The organism is Mesorhizobium sp. M0048 (genome assembly GCF_040323405.1).
Lineage (GTDB): Bacteria > Pseudomonadota > Alphaproteobacteria > Rhizobiales > Rhizobiaceae > Mesorhizobium.
The window spans coordinates 242,879-257,959 of sequence record NZ_JAMYUV010000006.1 but is presented as its reverse complement, the minus strand read 5'-3'; the positions used below and the strand labels follow the sequence as shown (position 1 = coordinate 257,959).

At 62.5% G+C, this 15,081-nt stretch carries 17 protein-coding genes, 2 tRNA genes and 4 pseudogenes; 14 read left to right on the top strand and 9 right to left on the bottom strand.

Features of this window, described 5'->3' with window-relative positions; translation table 11 throughout:
• Both NKJ84_RS09410 and NKJ84_RS09405 read left to right on the top strand, forming a co-directional pair.
• A pseudogene (locus NKJ84_RS09410) lies at positions 1 to 305 on the top strand (IS701 family transposase); the annotation flags it as partial.
• Between the two features lie 245 nt (positions 306 to 550).
• Positions 551 to 1,666 carry a tetratricopeptide repeat protein gene (locus NKJ84_RS09405; protein WP_352506226.1) on the top strand — a complete coding sequence of 372 codons (1,116 nt, stop codon included), beginning with the start codon at positions 551 to 553 and terminating at the stop codon, positions 1,664 to 1,666.
• 144 nt (positions 1,667 to 1,810) lie between these two features.
• Here NKJ84_RS09405 and NKJ84_RS09400 read toward each other — a convergent pair.
• Positions 1,811 to 1,885, bottom strand: a tRNA-Thr gene (locus tag NKJ84_RS09400).
• A gap of 173 nt (positions 1,886 to 2,058) precedes the next feature.
• Between NKJ84_RS09400 and NKJ84_RS09395 the strand changes: the two genes are divergently transcribed.
• From NKJ84_RS09395 to yacG, 9 genes are all read left to right on the top strand, one after another.
• On the top strand, positions 2,059 to 2,259 hold the full coding sequence (locus tag NKJ84_RS09395) for a hypothetical protein (RefSeq protein ID WP_352475882.1): 201 nt from the start codon (positions 2,059 to 2,061) through the stop codon (positions 2,257 to 2,259).
• 157 nt (positions 2,260 to 2,416) lie between these two features.
• A complete protein-coding gene (gene murA / locus NKJ84_RS09390; RefSeq protein WP_352475883.1) occupies positions 2,417 to 3,709 on the top strand; it encodes a UDP-N-acetylglucosamine 1-carboxyvinyltransferase in 1,293 nt (430 codons plus the stop codon).
• 93 nt (positions 3,710 to 3,802) lie between these two features.
• On the top strand, positions 3,803 to 4,234 hold the full coding sequence (locus tag NKJ84_RS09385; protein ID WP_254820565.1) for a DUF2948 family protein: 432 nt from the start codon (positions 3,803 to 3,805) through the stop codon (positions 4,232 to 4,234).
• A 4-nt stretch (positions 4,235 to 4,238) separates the two neighbouring features.
• Entirely contained in the window at positions 4,239 to 5,531 is a 1,293-nt protein-coding gene (gene hisD / locus NKJ84_RS09380; RefSeq protein WP_352506225.1) for a histidinol dehydrogenase, read from the top strand.
• A gap of 2 nt (positions 5,532 to 5,533) precedes the next feature.
• On the top strand, positions 5,534 to 6,019 hold the full coding sequence (locus tag NKJ84_RS09375; RefSeq protein ID WP_352475885.1) for a UPF0262 family protein: 486 nt from the start codon (positions 5,534 to 5,536) through the stop codon (positions 6,017 to 6,019).
• Position 6,020: 1 nt separating this feature from the next.
• Entirely contained in the window at positions 6,021 to 6,488 is a 468-nt protein-coding gene (locus tag NKJ84_RS09370; RefSeq protein ID WP_292663983.1) for an arsenate-mycothiol transferase ArsC, read from the top strand.
• An 89-nt stretch (positions 6,489 to 6,577) separates the two neighbouring features.
• Positions 6,578 to 6,796 carry a translation initiation factor IF-1 gene (infA, locus tag NKJ84_RS09365; RefSeq protein ID WP_006200926.1) on the top strand — a complete coding sequence of 73 codons (219 nt, stop codon included), beginning with the start codon at positions 6,578 to 6,580 and terminating at the stop codon, positions 6,794 to 6,796.
• A 25-nt stretch (positions 6,797 to 6,821) separates the two neighbouring features.
• Positions 6,822 to 7,451, top strand: a complete 630-nt coding sequence (locus NKJ84_RS09360; protein WP_352475886.1) for a Maf-like protein — start codon at positions 6,822 to 6,824, stop codon at positions 7,449 to 7,451.
• Positions 7,448 to 7,639 carry a DNA gyrase inhibitor YacG gene (yacG, locus tag NKJ84_RS09355; protein ID WP_023677402.1) on the top strand — a complete coding sequence of 64 codons (192 nt, stop codon included), beginning with the start codon at positions 7,448 to 7,450 and terminating at the stop codon, positions 7,637 to 7,639. Before NKJ84_RS09360 ends, yacG begins: the two co-directional genes overlap by 4 nt.
• Positions 7,640 to 7,866: 227 nt before the next feature.
• On the opposite strand, the gene NKJ84_RS09350 is transcribed toward yacG, so the two are convergent.
• From NKJ84_RS09350 to tnpA, 6 genes and pseudogenes are all read right to left on the bottom strand, one after another.
• Positions 7,867 to 8,421, bottom strand: coding sequence for a DUF6000 family protein (locus NKJ84_RS09350; protein ID WP_352506224.1), 555 nt, complete (start codon positions 8,419 to 8,421; stop codon positions 7,867 to 7,869).
• 23 nt (positions 8,422 to 8,444) lie between these two features.
• Positions 8,445 to 8,597: a transposase domain-containing protein gene (locus NKJ84_RS09345; RefSeq protein WP_352506236.1), complete on the bottom strand. Its 153-nt coding sequence runs from the start codon at positions 8,595 to 8,597 to the stop codon at positions 8,445 to 8,447.
• Between the two features lie 81 nt (positions 8,598 to 8,678).
• Positions 8,679 to 9,253 (bottom strand): annotated as a pseudogene (locus tag NKJ84_RS09340) (IS66 family transposase); the annotation flags it as partial.
• Positions 9,254 to 9,288: 35 nt separating this feature from the next.
• Positions 9,289 to 10,113, bottom strand: a pseudogene (gene tnpC / locus NKJ84_RS09335) (IS66 family transposase); the annotation flags it as partial.
• A gap of 66 nt (positions 10,114 to 10,179) precedes the next feature.
• On the bottom strand, positions 10,180 to 10,500 hold the full coding sequence (gene tnpB, locus NKJ84_RS09330) for an IS66 family insertion sequence element accessory protein TnpB (protein ID WP_352506223.1): 321 nt from the start codon (positions 10,498 to 10,500) through the stop codon (positions 10,180 to 10,182).
• On the bottom strand, positions 10,497 to 10,850 hold the full coding sequence (gene tnpA, locus NKJ84_RS09325) for an IS66-like element accessory protein TnpA (protein WP_352506222.1): 354 nt from the start codon (positions 10,848 to 10,850) through the stop codon (positions 10,497 to 10,499). The genes tnpB and tnpA overlap by 4 nt, the downstream gene beginning before the upstream one ends.
• 372 nt (positions 10,851 to 11,222) lie before the next feature.
• Between tnpA and NKJ84_RS09320 the strand changes: the two genes are divergently transcribed.
• Positions 11,223 to 11,298: transfer RNA gene (locus NKJ84_RS09320), tRNA-Phe, on the top strand.
• Between the two features lie 37 nt (positions 11,299 to 11,335).
• Here NKJ84_RS09320 and NKJ84_RS33205 read toward each other — a convergent pair.
• Positions 11,336 to 11,517, bottom strand: a pseudogene (locus tag NKJ84_RS33205) (transposase); the annotation flags it as partial.
• A 126-nt stretch (positions 11,518 to 11,643) separates the two neighbouring features.
• On the opposite strand from NKJ84_RS33205, the gene NKJ84_RS09315 reads away from it, so the two are divergent.
• Together NKJ84_RS09315 and NKJ84_RS09310 are read left to right on the top strand one after the other, a co-directional pair.
• Positions 11,644 to 12,009, top strand: a complete 366-nt coding sequence (locus NKJ84_RS09315) for a VOC family protein (protein WP_352506221.1) — start codon at positions 11,644 to 11,646, stop codon at positions 12,007 to 12,009.
• Between the two features lie 426 nt (positions 12,010 to 12,435).
• Positions 12,436 to 13,320, top strand: a complete 885-nt coding sequence (locus tag NKJ84_RS09310; RefSeq protein ID WP_352506220.1) for a sigma-70 family RNA polymerase sigma factor — start codon at positions 12,436 to 12,438, stop codon at positions 13,318 to 13,320.
• A gap of 153 nt (positions 13,321 to 13,473) precedes the next feature.
• Here the strand turns inward: NKJ84_RS09310 and ggt are convergent, their stop codons facing one another.
• Positions 13,474 to 15,066 carry a gamma-glutamyltransferase gene (gene ggt / locus NKJ84_RS09305; RefSeq protein ID WP_352506219.1) on the bottom strand — a complete coding sequence of 531 codons (1,593 nt, stop codon included), beginning with the start codon at positions 15,064 to 15,066 and terminating at the stop codon, positions 13,474 to 13,476.
• Between the last annotated feature and the right edge of the window lie 15 nt (positions 15,067 to 15,081).

Below are 15,081 nucleotides of genomic sequence, written 5' to 3'. Positions count from 1 at the left end.
AGATCGCAGGCGCCATCAAGGCGCGCTGGGTCTGCGAACAGGCGCATCAGCAGCTCAAGGAGGAACTTGGCCTCGACCACTTCGAGGGGCGCTCATGGACGGGCCTGCACCGGCACGCGCTGATGACGATGATCGCCTACGCCTTCCTGCAATCTCGCCGCCTCAAACAAGCGGGAGGGGGAAAAAAGAATCCTCGGCCCGCCGCCCCAACCGAGCCTACCCGCCGTCAGGCAAGCCATCCTCACCGCGCTCGCGCAGCCGCCCCCAATCCGTTGTCCCCACTGCCGCAGAACCCTCTCCGCTAAAAATCTGCCAAAGTAGTGCTAGCCTCCTTTGGAGCGCGGACTCGAGCGCGAGCAAGCCCACATCTAGCGATCAGCTCAATCCAATATTTATCAACCCATTTTCTTTGCGGCGATGCCTTGCGCAGAACCAGGATTTGTTTGATCAGATTGGCAGGAGACCAACAACCCGCAATTGTGATCCGAAATCTGCTGGCATGATGTTTGATGGGCGGCCAATCGAACGGTCAATTCAAGCGGCACAGCGGGTGCTGGTCGGTCTTGTTGTGCTGCTTGCGCTCGCTGCCCCTACCTTGGCTGAGGATACTGACGATTGCGGAGGCGCCGCTGCAGGCTCACAGCGGATCGCCGCCTGCACGCGGATCATCGAGGACGGGGCGCGAAGCCCGAAGAGTCGCGCCAACGCTTACCACAACCGGGCGATCGCCTGGGCTGACAGCGGCGACAATGACCTGGCCATGGTGGACTACTACAACGCCATCGCCCTCGATCCGAACGACACCGATGCCTACAACGAGCGCGGACTTCTTTGGCTCGATAAGGGCGAGAACGACAGCGCCATCAGCGACTTCGACCGGGCGATCGAGCTCGATCCGGAAAAAGCCATGGCCATCTATAACCGCGGTCTCGCTTGGGCTCACAAGGGCCACGACACTCGCGCCATCGCCGACTACAGCCACGCCATCGAGCTCGATCCGAAATATCTGGAGGCCTACAACAACCGCGGCTTCGTTTTCAACAGGATGGGCGAATTCGACCGCGCCATCGCCGATTTCGACGAGACGATCAGCCTCAATCCCCAACACCCCTACGCTTACAATAACCGGGCCATTTCATGGGGCGCAAAGGGTGATGCAGAGCGCGCCGTCGCCGATTATAGCCAGGCGATCACACTCGATCCGACCTATGTCAACCCGTATGGAAGCAGGGGAATTTACTATTTCTACGGCCGAGATCCGGCGAAAGCGCAAGCCGATCTTGCCACGGCGGCAGCACTAGCACCCGACAATGCCTATTATGCGATTTGGGCGGATCTGGCGGAGCAGCGCAATAGCGGCGTTAGCAATTTGCGTGAGGCTACCAGTAAGTTGGACATGACCAAATGGCCTGCCCCGCTCGTTCGCATGTTCCTTGGGGAGCAGACGCCCGAATCGGCACTCGCCGAAGCAGACGACCCGGTCCCGAGCAGGAACCGGGGAAATGTGTGTGAGGCCGATTTTTATGCCGCGGAGTTCCACCAACTCAAGGGCCATCCCGACAAGGCCTTGCGACTTTACCGGCTAGCCGTCCGCGACTGCCCCCGCGATTTCATCGAATATGTCGCGGCAAGCAAGGCACTGCGCGCCCTGGGCGTAACTCCATAGGGTGCGCTGCGGGTATTATGTTCCGGGGCTCTGTCGGTGGCAACAAAGTCGGTCGGGTCAGCCGCGTGTCGCCCAGGAACGGCGCCTCCCTGCTGACAAAGACCCACCTTCGCCGTTGGCCTGACGTGTGCTGGGTAGGTGATCTGGTGCTGCGAGAGAGGATTGAACTCTCGACCTCTCCCTTACCAAGGGAGTGCTCTACCACTGAGCTACCGCAGCCGCCGATGGCGGGGCTTCTGCCATATCGAACCGGCAAGCGCAAGGCCAAGACAAGGGCACAAACGGGGCCGGGTTGAAAGGCCGCACCAGGCGATCGTTGCGGACATGGCCGTGCCACAATGTTGGCTATCCCTTGATCCGTACCGGCGGGTCGCCGGGCCGGGGACGGAACGATGAACGACAAGGCAGTTTCTCCGAACAAGCCACCGAAGAAGGATGGTTCCGCGAAAAAGGCAGGAACTGGCCGCAAGGACCGGCTGGCCGAGCAGTTGCGCGCCAATCTGCAGAAGCGCAAGGCGCAATTGCGCTCACGAAGGACCGGCGACGCCGACCAGCGGCCGGACGGGCTGCAGGCGGCGATGAAAAAAGATTAATGCGAATCGGCTATGTTGGTCGCCGGTACTTTGGCCAAATCAGCGTGGGCCAAAGTGGGGAATAGCCTGTTTCTTGAACCAAGCCGGCCAATGGTCTAGATGGCGGCAACAGACTCAACCGATTTAAAACGGCCTTTTAGCCGAGGGGACGCTCTTCATGGATCGCATCAGAATTGTCGGCGGCAACAAGCTTGCCGGAAGCATCCCGATCTCGGGCGCGAAAAACGCCGCGCTGCCGCTGATGATCGCTTCGCTTTTGACCGACGACACGCTGACGCTGGAAAACGTGCCGCATCTGGCCGATGTCGAGCAGCTCATCCGCATCCTCGGCAATCACGGCGTCGACTACTCTGTCAATGGCCGCCGCGAAAAGCAGCAGGAAGGCTATTCGCGCACCATCACTTTCTCCGCCCGCAACATTGTCGACACGACGGCGCCTTACGAGCTGGTGTCGAAGATGCGGGCCTCGTTCTGGGTGATCGGTCCGCTGCTGGCCCGCATGGGCGAAGCCAAGGTGTCGCTGCCCGGCGGCTGCGCCATCGGCACGCGCCCAGTCGACCTCTTCCTCGAAGGCCTGCAGGCGCTGGGCGCCGATATCGACGTCGACACCGGCTACGTCATCGCCAAAACCAGGAACGGCCGGCTTGTCGGCAACCGCTATGTGTTTCCGAAAGTCTCGGTCGGCGCCACCCATGTGCTGATGATGGCGGCCTCGCTGGCCAAGGGCGAGACGGTGCTCGAAAACGCCGCACGCGAGCCGGAGATCGTCAACCTGGCCGAATGCCTCAACGCCATGGGCGCGAAGATCTCCGGCGCCGGCACGGCGACCATCACCATCGACGGCGTCGAGGCGCTGTCGGGCGCGCGCGTCAGGGTGATCCCCGACCGTATCGAGACCGGCACCTATGCTATGGCGGTGGCGATGACCGGCGGCGACGTCGTGCTCGAAGGCGCGCGGCCCGACCTGTTGCAGACGGTGCTGGACATCATTTCGCAGACCGGCGCCGAGATCACGCAGACCAATTCCGGCATCCGCGTCAGGCGCAATGGCGCCGGCATTTCACCGGTTGACGTGACGACGGCGCCATTCCCGGCTTTCCCGACCGATCTGCAGGCGCAGTTCATGGGCCTGATGACGATGGCCAAGGGCAAGTCGCGCATCACCGAGACGATCTTCGAAAACCGCTTCATGCACGTCCAGGAACTCGCCCGGCTCGGCGCCCACATCACGCTGTCCGGCCAGACCGCGATCGTCGACGGGGTGGCGAAGCTGAAGGGCGCGCCGGTCATGGCGACCGATCTTCGCGCCTCGGTGTCGCTGGTCATCGCCGGCCTCGCCGCCGAAGGCGAAACCACGGTCAACCGCGTCTACCATCTCGACCGCGGCTTCGAGCGGCTGGAGGAAAAGCTGTCCGGCTGCGGCGCGGAGATCGAGCGCATTTCGGGCTAGAGCCTTTCCGCAGGGCTTGTGGCGCGGTTGCACGGACCGGAAAGACCGCCTAACAGAAGGCTGAATAGTCCAACCTTCAGGTGTGAAATCCGCATGGCCCTCAAGCTTGTCGCGCTCGACGATCAGGATCTGAGCATCATCTCGGCGCATGTCCAGGATGCCGTCATGAAGGTCAGCGATCTTGAATACCTGCCTTCGGTAAAGCGCTTCGTGCTGACCATGAATCGCTTCGTCTGGGAGGCCAAATCCGGCTTCTTTCGCCAGCACAATGAGCGGCGGCAGGCTGTGCTGCATTTCGACCGGGTGCTCGGCGCCAAGACCAGCGGCATTGCCCGCGACAAGCCCGACGAAGTGCTGTCGCTGCTGGCGATCAGCTTTCTCGCGCTCGACAAGCCGGCCGGCATCGTCGAGCTGATCTTTTCGGGCGGCGGCGCGATCATGCTCGATGTCGAATGCATCGAGGCGCGGCTTGCCGATGTCGGCGGCGCCTGGGAAGCGACGTCGCGCCCGGCCCACAGGGTTTGAGCCGATGGCCATCACGCTTCGCCAGTCCGACGCCGATTTCGAGCAGCGCTTTGCCGCGTTCCTGCTGACCAAACGGGAAGTCTCGGCCGATGTCGACGCCGTGGTGCGCGAGATCATCGCCAAGGTGCGCGCCGAGGGCGACGCCGCGCTGGTCGAGTACACGCAGAAATTCGGCGGCGGCGACCTGGCCGAGCTCGGCATCGCCGTCTCCAGGAACGACATTGCCCAGGCTTACGATGCAGCCGATCCGCAAACGGTCGAGGCGCTGAAATTCGCCCGCGAGCGCATCCGCGTCCATCACCAGCGCCAGCTGCCGCAGGACGACCGCTACACCGATGCCGCCGGCGTCGAGCTCGGCTCGCGCTGGACGGCGATCGAGGCCGTGGGGCTCTATGTGCCGGGCGGCACGGCGAGCTATCCGAGCTCGGTGCTGATGAACGCGGTGCCGGCCAAGGTCGCCGGCGTCGAGCGCATCGCCATGGTGGTGCCGGCCTCCGGCGGCGACGTGCCGCCGCTCGTGCTGGTGGCAGCCGACCTTGCCGGCGTCTCAGAAATCTACCGCGTCGGTGGCGCCCAGGCGATCGCCGCCCTTGCCTATGGCACCGAAACGATAAAACCCGTCGCCAAGATCGTCGGCCCCGGCAATGCCTATGTCGCGGCGGCCAAGCGCCAGGTGTTCGGAACGGTCGGCATCGACATGATCGCCGGGCCTTCGGAAGTGCTGGTTGTGGCGGACGGCAGCAACGATCCGGACTGGATCGCCGCCGACCTGCTCGCCCAGGCCGAGCACGACGTATCGTCGCAGTCGATCCTGATCACCGACGATTCTGCTTTTGGCGCAGCGGTCGAACAGGCGGTGGAGCGGCAGTTGCAGAACCTGCCGCGCGGAGAAACGGCGGCGGCGAGCTGGCGCGATTTCGGCGCGGTGATCCTGGTGCCGACGATCGAGGCGGCACTGCCGCTGGTCGACCGCATCGCCGCCGAACATGTCGAGCTTGCCATCGACGACCCCGAAGCTTTCCTGGCGCGAATGCGCAATGCCGGTGCGGTGTTTCTCGGCCGCCACACGCCGGAGGCCATCGGCGACTATGTCGCCGGCTCCAACCACGTGCTGCCGACAGCGCGCTCGGCGCGCTTCTCGTCCGGACTTTCGGTGCTCGATTTCGTCAAGCGCACTTCGGTCCTGAAGCTCGGGCCGGAGCAGTTGCGGGCGCTGGCGCCGGCGGCGATTACGCTCGCCAAGGCGGAAGGCCTCGATGCGCATGGACGCTCCGTCGGCATCCGGCTGAACATGTAGACATGTCCGACTACGACCAAACCCGCGCCAGGCTGATCGATGTCGAGCTCGACGAGACGATCGGCCGCTCGACGCCCGATGTCGAGCATGAGCGGGCGGTGGCGATCTTCGACCTGATCGAGGAGAACCGTTTTCAACCGGTCAATGACGATGGCGCCGGGCCGTACCGACTAAAACTGTCGCTGGCCCAATCCCGGCTGGTTTTCGCCGTGACGCGCGAGGACGGCGCAGCTGTGGTCACCCACATTCTGTCGCTGACGCCGCTCAGGCGCATCGTCAAGGATTACTACATGATCTGCGAAAGCTATTATGATGCCATCCGAACCGCGACGCCCAGCCATATCGAGGCGATCGACATGGGCCGGCGCGGCCTGCACAATGAAGGCTCGCAAACGCTGATGGACCGGCTTGCCGGCAAGATCGAGATTGACTTCGACACGGCGCGCCGGCTGTTCACGCTGGTTTGCGTGCTGCACTGGCGAGGCTGAACTGGCCGCCCCGCTGCCCCGCCCGATCCTGCCCCGCTCGATCCTGTTTGTCTGCGGCATGAACGCAGTGCGCTCGCCGATGGCCGAATTGCTGGCACGCAAGGTGCTCCCGCCCACCACCTTCGTCGCCTCGGCCGGGGTGCGCGGCGGGGAACGCGATCCGTTCGTCGATGCCGTGCTGGCCGAAGAGGGCCTTTCACTGGGCGAACGGCACCCGAGAACGATGGACGACCTCGAGGACGATTATTTCGACCTGATCGTGACGCTGGCGCCGGAAGCCCACCACACCGCGCTCGAGCTCACCCGTTCGCTGGCCGTCGAAGTCGAATATTGGCCGATGCCCGACCCGACCGGCGTCAGCGGCACGCGCGAGCAGATCATGGCTGCCTATCGCGACGTGCGCGAGCGGCTGAAGGCGCGGATCGGCCGCCGTTTTCTCGGCAACGGGGCTGAAAACGCCGCGGATTAAGCATGTTCACAAGCGGACGTTTATCATATAGGTTCCGCGCAACTTTCCGGCCGGGGCGCTGGAAGTACCCATCCAAGCAAAGGTATCGAATGCCGAAGGAAGAAGTCCTCGAGTTTCCAGGTGTCGTCACGGAACTGCTGCCCAACGCGATGTTCAGGGTCAAGCTCGAAAACGAACATGAAATCATCGCCCATACGGCCGGCCGCATGCGCAAGAACCGCATCCGCGTTCTGACCGGCGACAAGGTCCTGGTCGAGATGACGCCCTACGACCTGACCAAGGGCCGCATCACCTACCGCTTCAAGTAAGTTCAAGGACCCGGCCGGGATCGCGATGGGCATTTTGCAGAAGCTCGTGCTTGCCTCGGGTTCGCCACGCCGGATCGAGCTGCTGCAGCAGGCCGGCATCGAGCCGGACCGCGTGCTGCCGGCCGATGTCGACGAGACGCCGCTGCGTGCCGAGCATCCGCGCTCGCTGGCCAAGCGGTTGGCGACGCAGAAGGCCGAGAAGGCGCTGGCCTCGCTGAAGACCGAGACCGACTACGTGCCGACATTCGTGCTGGCCGCCGACACCGTGGTCGCCGTCGGGCGGCGCATCCTGCCCAAGGCCGAGACGCTCGATGACGCCGCCAACTGCCTCGGGCTTTTGTCCGGCCGTTCGCACCGCGTCTATTCCGGCATCTGCCTGATCACGCCAGGCGGCAAGCAGCGCTTGCGGCTGGTCGAAACCAGGGTGCGCTTCAAGCGGCTGCCGCGCGAGGAGATCGAGGCCTACATCGCGTCGGGAGAATGGCGCGGCAAGGCCGGCGGCTATGCCGTCCAGGGGCTTGCCGGCGCCTTCGTCGTCAAGCTTGTCGGCTCCTACACCAACGTCGTCGGCCTGCCGCTCTACGAGACGGTGGCGCTGCTCAGCGGCGAAGGCTTCAAGGTGCAGGCCAACTGGCTGTCGGGTACGCGGCTATGAGCCCGGACGACAAGGTCACGCCGTTGCGGCCCAAGCGGCCATGCCCGGAATGCGGCAAGCCATCGGCGCGCGAAACTTACCCGTTCTGCTCGACGCGCTGCAAGGACATCGACCTCAACCGCTGGCTGAAGGGGGTCTACGTCATCCCGGGCCGCGACGACGAGGATGAGAACGACGACCAGAAATAGCACCGTCCACTTGCGGTTTTCCACAGGCTTGGGACGGTTTCGCAGCCGCGATCGTGACCGATGATCGGCCTTGCGGACTGCCTGTCGCTTCCGACTGAAATCAATGTCCAGAACTTGTTCCATCCGGGCACTGTCGGACGGAACAGGTTCTGGCGTTTTGCCTGTACGCATCCGGTGAAGACCGCAGGTATTAAGCGCACCGAGTGAAGATAGCGGCTCGGGCGTCGTCAGCTCGCGTCATGGATCATGTGGTTCTGGTAAAGGTAAGAGATTATCCTGCTAAATTCTTCGATCCCATTTTGAGGATCCATGAAGTAATCACCATGCCGCCAAAGAGTCTGATCGAGGAATTCTGGAGCGGGGACAGCTTCGATGTGAGCGAGTGCTCCTATCGCCCAATTCTGGTTATAAACTCGACCATTTAGAGGTAGGTAGGCATTGAGGTATGATCTTAAAAGGCCGGCACAATGCTCGCCTCCGACTAAGCCCAACGCTACGCAGTATCCTTGCCCGGAGTAAACCATCTCGCTTGCGAGGAGCAGCTTGCCGATCAAGTTGACGAAGCGAGTACGTTTGCTGAGACCTATAAACCAAGCAGCACAGAGGCGACCCCGCCACTCGCGCTCGATCAAAAGTCTTTCGATTTGTTCGTCCGAAATGGTGTTCGCGGCATTTACGATCGCTTGTCTGATGCCGCTGCCATCAGCCCGATCGGGGCGTCTGAAATTTGCATGCAGGAGACTAAGGTAAAAGGGGCGCACAAACGTGTTGCGCAGTGCCACGTGATCGGAAGGCGCCGTAGGGGTCATGCTACAAGCTTGGTCTGATTTACGAACGGCCGCCAGTTCCAGGGCAGCAGTTCGTCAAGCTTCAATTCCGGGTAATCGTTAATCCGGGCGAGGACGTCGGCGAGCCAGGCCTGCGGGTCGATATCGTTCATCTTGGCGCTGACGATCATGCTGTAGAGAACGGCAGCGCGCTGTCCGCCGCGATCGGAACCGCAGAACAGCCAGGACTTTCTGCCGAGAGCGATGCCGCGCAGGGCTCGCTCGGCTGCATTGTTGGATAGGCAGATCCGCCCATCGTCGAGGAACCGGGTGAAGGATGACCAGCGCGCAGTATGTAGTTGAACGCCTTGATCAGGTCGTGCCCGCGCGAGAGCTTGTCGCGCGTCTCGATCATCCAGCTCTCGAGCTCGGTGACCAGCGGCAGGCTCCGCTCCTGGCGCACGGCGTGGCATTGGCCTGGCGACAGGCCGTTGATCTCGCGTTCGACATCGAACAGGGCATCGATGCGCTTCACGGCTTCAACCGCTAGCGGATAGACTAGGTTGGGCTTCTCGCCGCGCGCCTTCTTGCGCGCCGCCGCTTCGATATCGGCCAGCTCGAACACTTTGCGCCGGCTGTGGGCCCAGCAGCTGGCTTCCAGAACAGGCGCCGGCTGACGGCCTGTCGCATAGAGATCGCCATAGCCGCCAAAGGCATCGGCCTGCAGAATGCCGCTCCAGCCGGCGAGATGCGCCGCGGGATGTTCCCCTCGACGATCGCGGGAATAGTAGAACACTGCCGCCGGAGGATCGGCGCCGCCGAACGGTCGTCGCGCACATAGGCCCATAATCGGCCGGTCTCGGTCTTGCCCTTGGCCAGGACCGGCACCGTCGTGTCGTCGCCGTGCAAACGTGAAGCGGCCAGCACATGGGCTTCGAGTCGCCTGAACAGCGGCATCAGCGCCGCGGCGCCGGCGCCGACCTGGTCGGCAAGCGTCGACAGGCTGAGCGGCACGCCTTCGCGGGCATAGCGTTCAGCCTGACGGTTGAGCGGCTGATGCTGGCCGAACTTCTCGAACAGGATCATCGCCAGCAGGCTGGGACCGGCCCAGCCGCGCGGGGTGGCGTGGAACGGCGCCGGAGCCTGGCTGATCGTCTCGCAGTCGCGGCAGGTGAACTTCTCCCGCACGTGCTGGATCACCTTCCATTGCCGCGGCACCACCTCCAGCGTCTCGGTGATATCCTCACCAAGCTTGCGCAGCCGATGACCGCCACAGCAGTGGCAAGCGCTCGGCGCCGGCTCGACCACGCGTTCGCGTGGCAGATGCTCGGGAAATGGCTGGCGCGCTGGTCGTTTGCGCACATAAGGCGCCACCTCGGTGGTCCGGGCCGCGGCCTGTTCGGCGGCGATCTCGTCTTCCGTCGCCGTGCTCTCGAGTTCCTCGAAGGTGAGCTCCATCTGGTCGTGCAGACGGGCTGAGCGTTCAGAACTCTGACCATGCAGCGCCCGCTGCAGCTTCCGGATCGTCAGATCCTGATGTGCGATCAGCGCCGCATCACCCGATGCCTTGGCCCTGGCGACCGCCAGTTCGGCCTCGACCAGCGCAGCGCGCGCGGCCTCGTCTTCGGCTCTGGCCAGCGCCGCGGTCAGCGCTGCTCTCAGCGCGCCGATATCGTCCGGAACAGCATCCTGGGCGGTGGCAACCATGCCCTGGAATGAATCATAAAACGCGTCCGCTGACTCGCGGAAAATGGCGCAAACTCAAAGAAAAACTCAGCCCGCGCGCTGCGGGCGGAACGTGTGACGCGGGTTGCGCCAATCGATCCCGTCGAGCATGTAGGCGAGCTGCGCCGGTGATATGGAAACCGTGCCGTCCGCCGGCGACGGCCATAGAAACCGGCCCTTCTCGAGCCGTTTTGCATATAGCGACATGCCGAGCCCATCATGCCAGATAAGGAAGACATAAAGATCGCCGGCATGCGGATCCCGGCCCAACGTCTCCTGAACCTGCAGAGCGAGCCCTTGCATCCCGCGACGCATATCGGTCCGGCCGACCGCCAACCAGATCCGCACCTGGCTCGGAACCGGGATCATGAAACGCCCAGCGCCTTCACCATCGCCGCCGCCAGTGTCGGCGGCGTGGTCAGCGGAATCCGCAGCCGCACCTTGCCGGCGATCTCCAGCTCGATCACCGCTGGCGGCGCCGCCGGCACCGAAGCGGCGACAAGCTTATCGGGAACCACGACAACTTCGGCAAAGCCCGTCTCGCGGGCTCTCACCGTGCGGCGCCACTTATAGATCAGGCTGGTCGCGACATCGCACTGACGCGCCACCGCCGCCACCGTGGCTCCGGGCGCGAATGCCGCGGCCAGTATCCGGCACTGATCCTCTTCACTCCAACGACGCCGCCGCTCCGGCCCGGTCAATAATGTCACATGGCTCATGCTGTGCTGCTAGCTACGGTCGTAAGGACGATCTTAAGAGCGCAGCCTCGCTACCGTGCCGTGCTCGCGCAAGGCGGCCTTCGCCGGAGGCGTACTTTTGTCTGAGCATGATCTTTTCCGAAAACCGGATTCCACTTTCGGGATCATGCTTTTTGTCTGAGCATAATCTTTTTCCGAAAACCGGATTCCACTTTTCGGGATCATGCTTTTTGTCTGAGCATAATCTTTTTTCCGAAAACCGGATTCCACTTTTCGGGATCATGCTCTAAGCGCTGGACAGGCCGAATTCCCGTGCTATAACCCACGCGCTTTCAAGGGGTGCCGACGGCGCTTTCATGAACCCGGTGTGCAGATTGCCGCCCGCCGGAGCAGGCCCAGATAGCTCAGTTGGTAGAGCAGCGGACTGAAAATCCGCGTGTCGGTGGTTCGAATCCGCCTCTGGGCACCATCCACCTCCGGTCCATTCTGGACACATAGGTTACGGTTTATACCGGAGACATGGGTGACAACCTCGTGCCGAACGGGTTGTCGATGGTCTGCAACGTTCTCTGTTCCAGGTCGATATATCCCAGATCATAGTCCACGAAACTGACCAGCCAGATATGGTCCTCGCCCTGTTTGATGCCGACGGTCTGGTCAGCGAAGACCTGCTGAGGTTGATCTTTTTGTCCAAAAACCTCATCCGACTTTTTCGGCTGGCATCCAGAAGGCCCGCTTCTGCACTCAGCTCGACCGACAGGGAAACCTTTGCCGAAGTTGACTGTTGTAGCTCCAAGACAGAGGAGAAGGTTGAATGGCTTCCGTCCGATACATCGTTGCGGACGTCGATGAGGCGGTCGCATTCTATCGAGACTATCTCGATTTCAAGATCGAAATGCACAATCCGGGCAAGTTCGCCGCGCTGCTGCGTGACGACTTGACGCTGTATCTCAGCGCCCCAGGTGCGGGGAGCGGTGGTCAGGCGGGCGGCGATCCGAAGCCGGGCGGGTGGAACCGATTTATGATCGTTACGAAGGGACTCGATGTGCTCATTGAGCGGTTGCGCCGGGCTGATGCAAGATTCCGCGGCGACATCAGCGACGGCGGTGCCGGTCGCGCCATCTTGCTCGAAGATCCATCGGGCAACGTCATCGAGCTATTCGAGTTCAAGAAGGACTGAGCTTGAACAAATAGCCGGTGGTTGAGGGAATACGAATTCCCGCGATCAATGTGGATTGCCGCGCGTTTGCGAGTTGTTACGCCATAGTTCGACTCAGAACCACGCAGAGGAGCGCGAGCCCAAGCACGACCGTTGTCACGACGTTGACCCTTTCGGCTTTGGCGATTGCTGTCGCCACGTCGCTGCCTTGGTCTCCTGTTGCAGAGCCCCGGATGGTCCCGACCAGGTGGACCCACTTCCTCTCGGCGATCCGATTGGCCGATGCACCGAGAAACAGCGCCAGTGTTGCCAAGCCTACGCTCAGCGTTGTCCACACGCCGCGGGCACCGGCCACGTACATCCACATGCCGGTCGCAACCGTCAGAAAGGCCAAGACGGCATAGAAGGGGCCGGTGCCGTAGCGTCGCGCGAGCGTCTGCAGGACAGATGGAACCGGATGAATGGCTGGCAGAGCGCTTCGAAGCTGACCGCACGCGTCTGCGGAAGGTTGCATACCGCCTGCTCGGTTCATCGACAGAGGCCGACGATGCAGTGCAAGAAGCGTGGCTGCGCCTCAGCCGCTCAGATGCCCGGAGCGTCGACAATCTTACCGCTTGGCTCACTACTGTCGTTGCGCGCGTCTGCCTCGACATGCTGCGGGCGCGCAAATCACGCGCGGAGACTCTGCAGGCGCTCTCCGCGTGGGGCGCGGATTCGGGAGACGCCGCGGACCTCGACAAGGAATTAGCGATTGCCGATTCGGTCGGCCTTGCGTTGAGTGTCGTACTCGAAAAGCTTGCTCCTGCCGAACGTGTCGCCTTCGTGCTGCACGACGTCTTTGATGTGCCCTTCGAAGAGATTGCCCCTATCGTCGGCCGCACCCCGGTCATGGCGCGGCAACTGGCAAGCCGAGCTCGTCGTCGCATACGGGGTCAGCCCACTGTTTCCGCTGCTGAATTGAACGGGCGGCGGCGGCTTGTGGATGAGTTTCTTAACGCAGTTCGTTCCGGCAACATTGATGCGATCGTGGCCCTCCTCGACCCGGACGTCGTTATCCGTGTTGATTCGTCTGCGGCTCCTGACGGAAGAGCGGTGGAAGCACATGGGTCCACAACAGTTGCGAGGGGGGCTCTTGCCTTCGCGGCACGTACGCAATTCGCGACGCCAATGCTTCTGAACGGGGCGCCAGGGATTGTTGTGGCGCCGACCGGACGTGCGCGATATGCACTGACGATAGACGCGGCAGGGGAGAAAATCCGAGCCATTGAAGTGATCGGCGATCCCGCTCGCCTGAGTCAGATCGATTTTGCCACGCTCAATTCACCAGATTAGCCCAAGTCGCGACTTATGATTTGTCGCTACATCCAGCTGCCTGCCGTTGTCGATGGCGTGCGAGAATTATCTGGACCATGGCGCCAGCGACGCCGGTCAAATGTCGATGAAAACGTCTTCGGCATCTCGGATCCCGCTCTGGCCATAACCGCTCTACAGACCGAGGGCGCAGCCGTCCTTGCGCGGTTCAGAACCGCCCAGCAGGGTCCCGTTTGCCCAATCAATGCGAATGGCCTGCGCACCGCCGATCGGGTCCGTGGCGGGAATGATTTCGAAACCGCGTCGGCTAAGTTCAGCTACGGTTTCGCCAGCGAGCCCGTGTTCGGCCTGGACGTTCATGGTGCCGCTGACGGGGGCGACCCGCGGCAGATCAATCGCCTCCTGCAGATCCATCCCGAAATCGAGCACCTTCGTCAGCAGGTGCGCGTGGCCCATTGCCTGGTAGTAGCCGCCCATAACGCCGAAAGGCATTTCTGCCCGGCCGTCTCTCGCAAGCATCCCGGGTATGATGGTATGCAAAGGTCGCTTGTTCGGCGCCACTGCATTGGGGTGCCTGGGGTCAAGCGAAAAGCTTTGCCCGCGATTGTGCAAGACGACACCGGAGCGTGGCGAGACCAGGCCCGAGCCAAAGCTGTCGAAGACCGAGTTGATGAAACTGACCGCATTGCGGTCCTTATCGACAACGGAAATATAGACCGTGTCGCTGTGCAGCGGCATATCGAACGCCGGCAGGTCCGCGCGGGCGCGCTTTAGGTCAATCATGCCGGCCAGACGATCGGCCCAGGCATTCGACAACATCTCGGCCACCGGGACCTCGGAAGTGTCGGGATCGGCGACGAGCAGGTCACGCGCGGCGTAAGCGAGGCGTGTTGCTTCGATTTCCAGGTGAAGCCGGTCCGCGGATTGCGGGTCGCCGTGGGCTTCGAAGCGCGAGAGGATGTTTAGAATCAGCAGGGCGATCACACCCTGGCCATTCGGCGGACATTCGAACACATCGCAGCCTCGAAACGCCGCGCTGATCGGGGTCACGTACTCGCCTGTTGCCGCGGCGAAATCTTCGAGTGTGTGCAATCCGCCGAGCCCACGAAGATAGGCGACCATGTCTTCGGCCACAGGGCCAGTGTAGAAGGCCTCTCGTCCCTTCTTGGCGATCAGCCGCAGCGTTGCAGCCAACTCAGGCTGGCGATGCACTTCGCCAACGTCTGGCGCGCGGCCGTTTGGCAGGAAAATCCGTTTCGCCGTAACATCAGAGGCCAGAAGTTCTTCTTCCAACGCCCAATCACGATGGACCCGCGGTGAAATGGCGTAGCCTTCCTCGGCGAAACGTATAGCGGGGGCCAGGATTTGATCGAAGGGCATATGCCCGTGATCAGCGTGCAATCTGGTCCAGGCATCGATCGCCCCCGGGATGGTGACGGAGCCAGGAGAATTACGGGCCACCTCCGCCATGCCACGTTCAAGGAACCAGTCAATTGTCAGGGCGGCGGGTGTCCTGCCCGATCCGTTGTAGGCGATGACCTCGCCGGATCCGTTTCGCGACAGAAGAGCGAAGCAGTCGCCTCCAATGCCGGTCGAGGCTGGCTCGACGACACATTGCACCGCGCAGGCTGCGATGGCGGCATCCATGGCGTTGCCGCCGGCCGCCATGATCTCCACCGCCGTCAGGGTCGCCGACGGATGAGAGGTGGCGGCCATGGCCTCGCGTGAAACGACAACCGAGCGCGTTGGTTTCTCAAAATTTCGCATGCTATGCCCTTCTGG

Coding starts and splice junctions, on each gene's coding strand:
- NKJ84_RS09395 (WP_352475882.1), top strand. CDS start 2,059: ATGAACGACAAGGCAGTTTCTCCGAACAAGCCACCGAAGAAGGATGGT.
- murA (WP_352475883.1), top strand. CDS start 2,417: ATGGATCGCATCAGAATTGTCGGCGGCAACAAGCTTGCCGGAAGCATC.
- NKJ84_RS09385 (WP_254820565.1), top strand. CDS start 3,803: ATGGCCCTCAAGCTTGTCGCGCTCGACGATCAGGATCTGAGCATCATC.
- hisD (WP_352506225.1), top strand. CDS start 4,239: ATGGCCATCACGCTTCGCCAGTCCGACGCCGATTTCGAGCAGCGCTTT.
- NKJ84_RS09375 (WP_352475885.1), top strand. CDS start 5,534: ATGTCCGACTACGACCAAACCCGCGCCAGGCTGATCGATGTCGAGCTC.
- infA (WP_006200926.1), top strand. CDS start 6,578: ATGCCGAAGGAAGAAGTCCTCGAGTTTCCAGGTGTCGTCACGGAACTG.
- NKJ84_RS09360 (WP_352475886.1), top strand. CDS start 6,822: ATGGGCATTTTGCAGAAGCTCGTGCTTGCCTCGGGTTCGCCACGCCGG.
- yacG (WP_023677402.1), top strand. CDS start 7,448: ATGAGCCCGGACGACAAGGTCACGCCGTTGCGGCCCAAGCGGCCATGC.
- NKJ84_RS09345 (WP_352506236.1), bottom strand. CDS start 8,597: ATGATCGTCAGCGCCAAGATGAACGATATCGACCCGCAGGCCTGGCTC.
- tnpB (WP_352506223.1), bottom strand. CDS start 10,500: ATGATCCCGGTTCCGAGCCAGGTGCGGATCTGGTTGGCGGTCGGCCGG.
- tnpA (WP_352506222.1), bottom strand. CDS start 10,850: ATGAGCCATGTGACATTATTGACCGGGCCGGAGCGGCGGCGTCGTTGG.
- NKJ84_RS09315 (WP_352506221.1), top strand. CDS start 11,644: ATGGCTTCCGTCCGATACATCGTTGCGGACGTCGATGAGGCGGTCGCA.
- NKJ84_RS09310 (WP_352506220.1), top strand. CDS start 12,436: ATGGAACCGGATGAATGGCTGGCAGAGCGCTTCGAAGCTGACCGCACG.
- ggt (WP_352506219.1), bottom strand. CDS start 15,066: ATGCGAAATTTTGAGAAACCAACGCGCTCGGTTGTCGTTTCACGCGAG.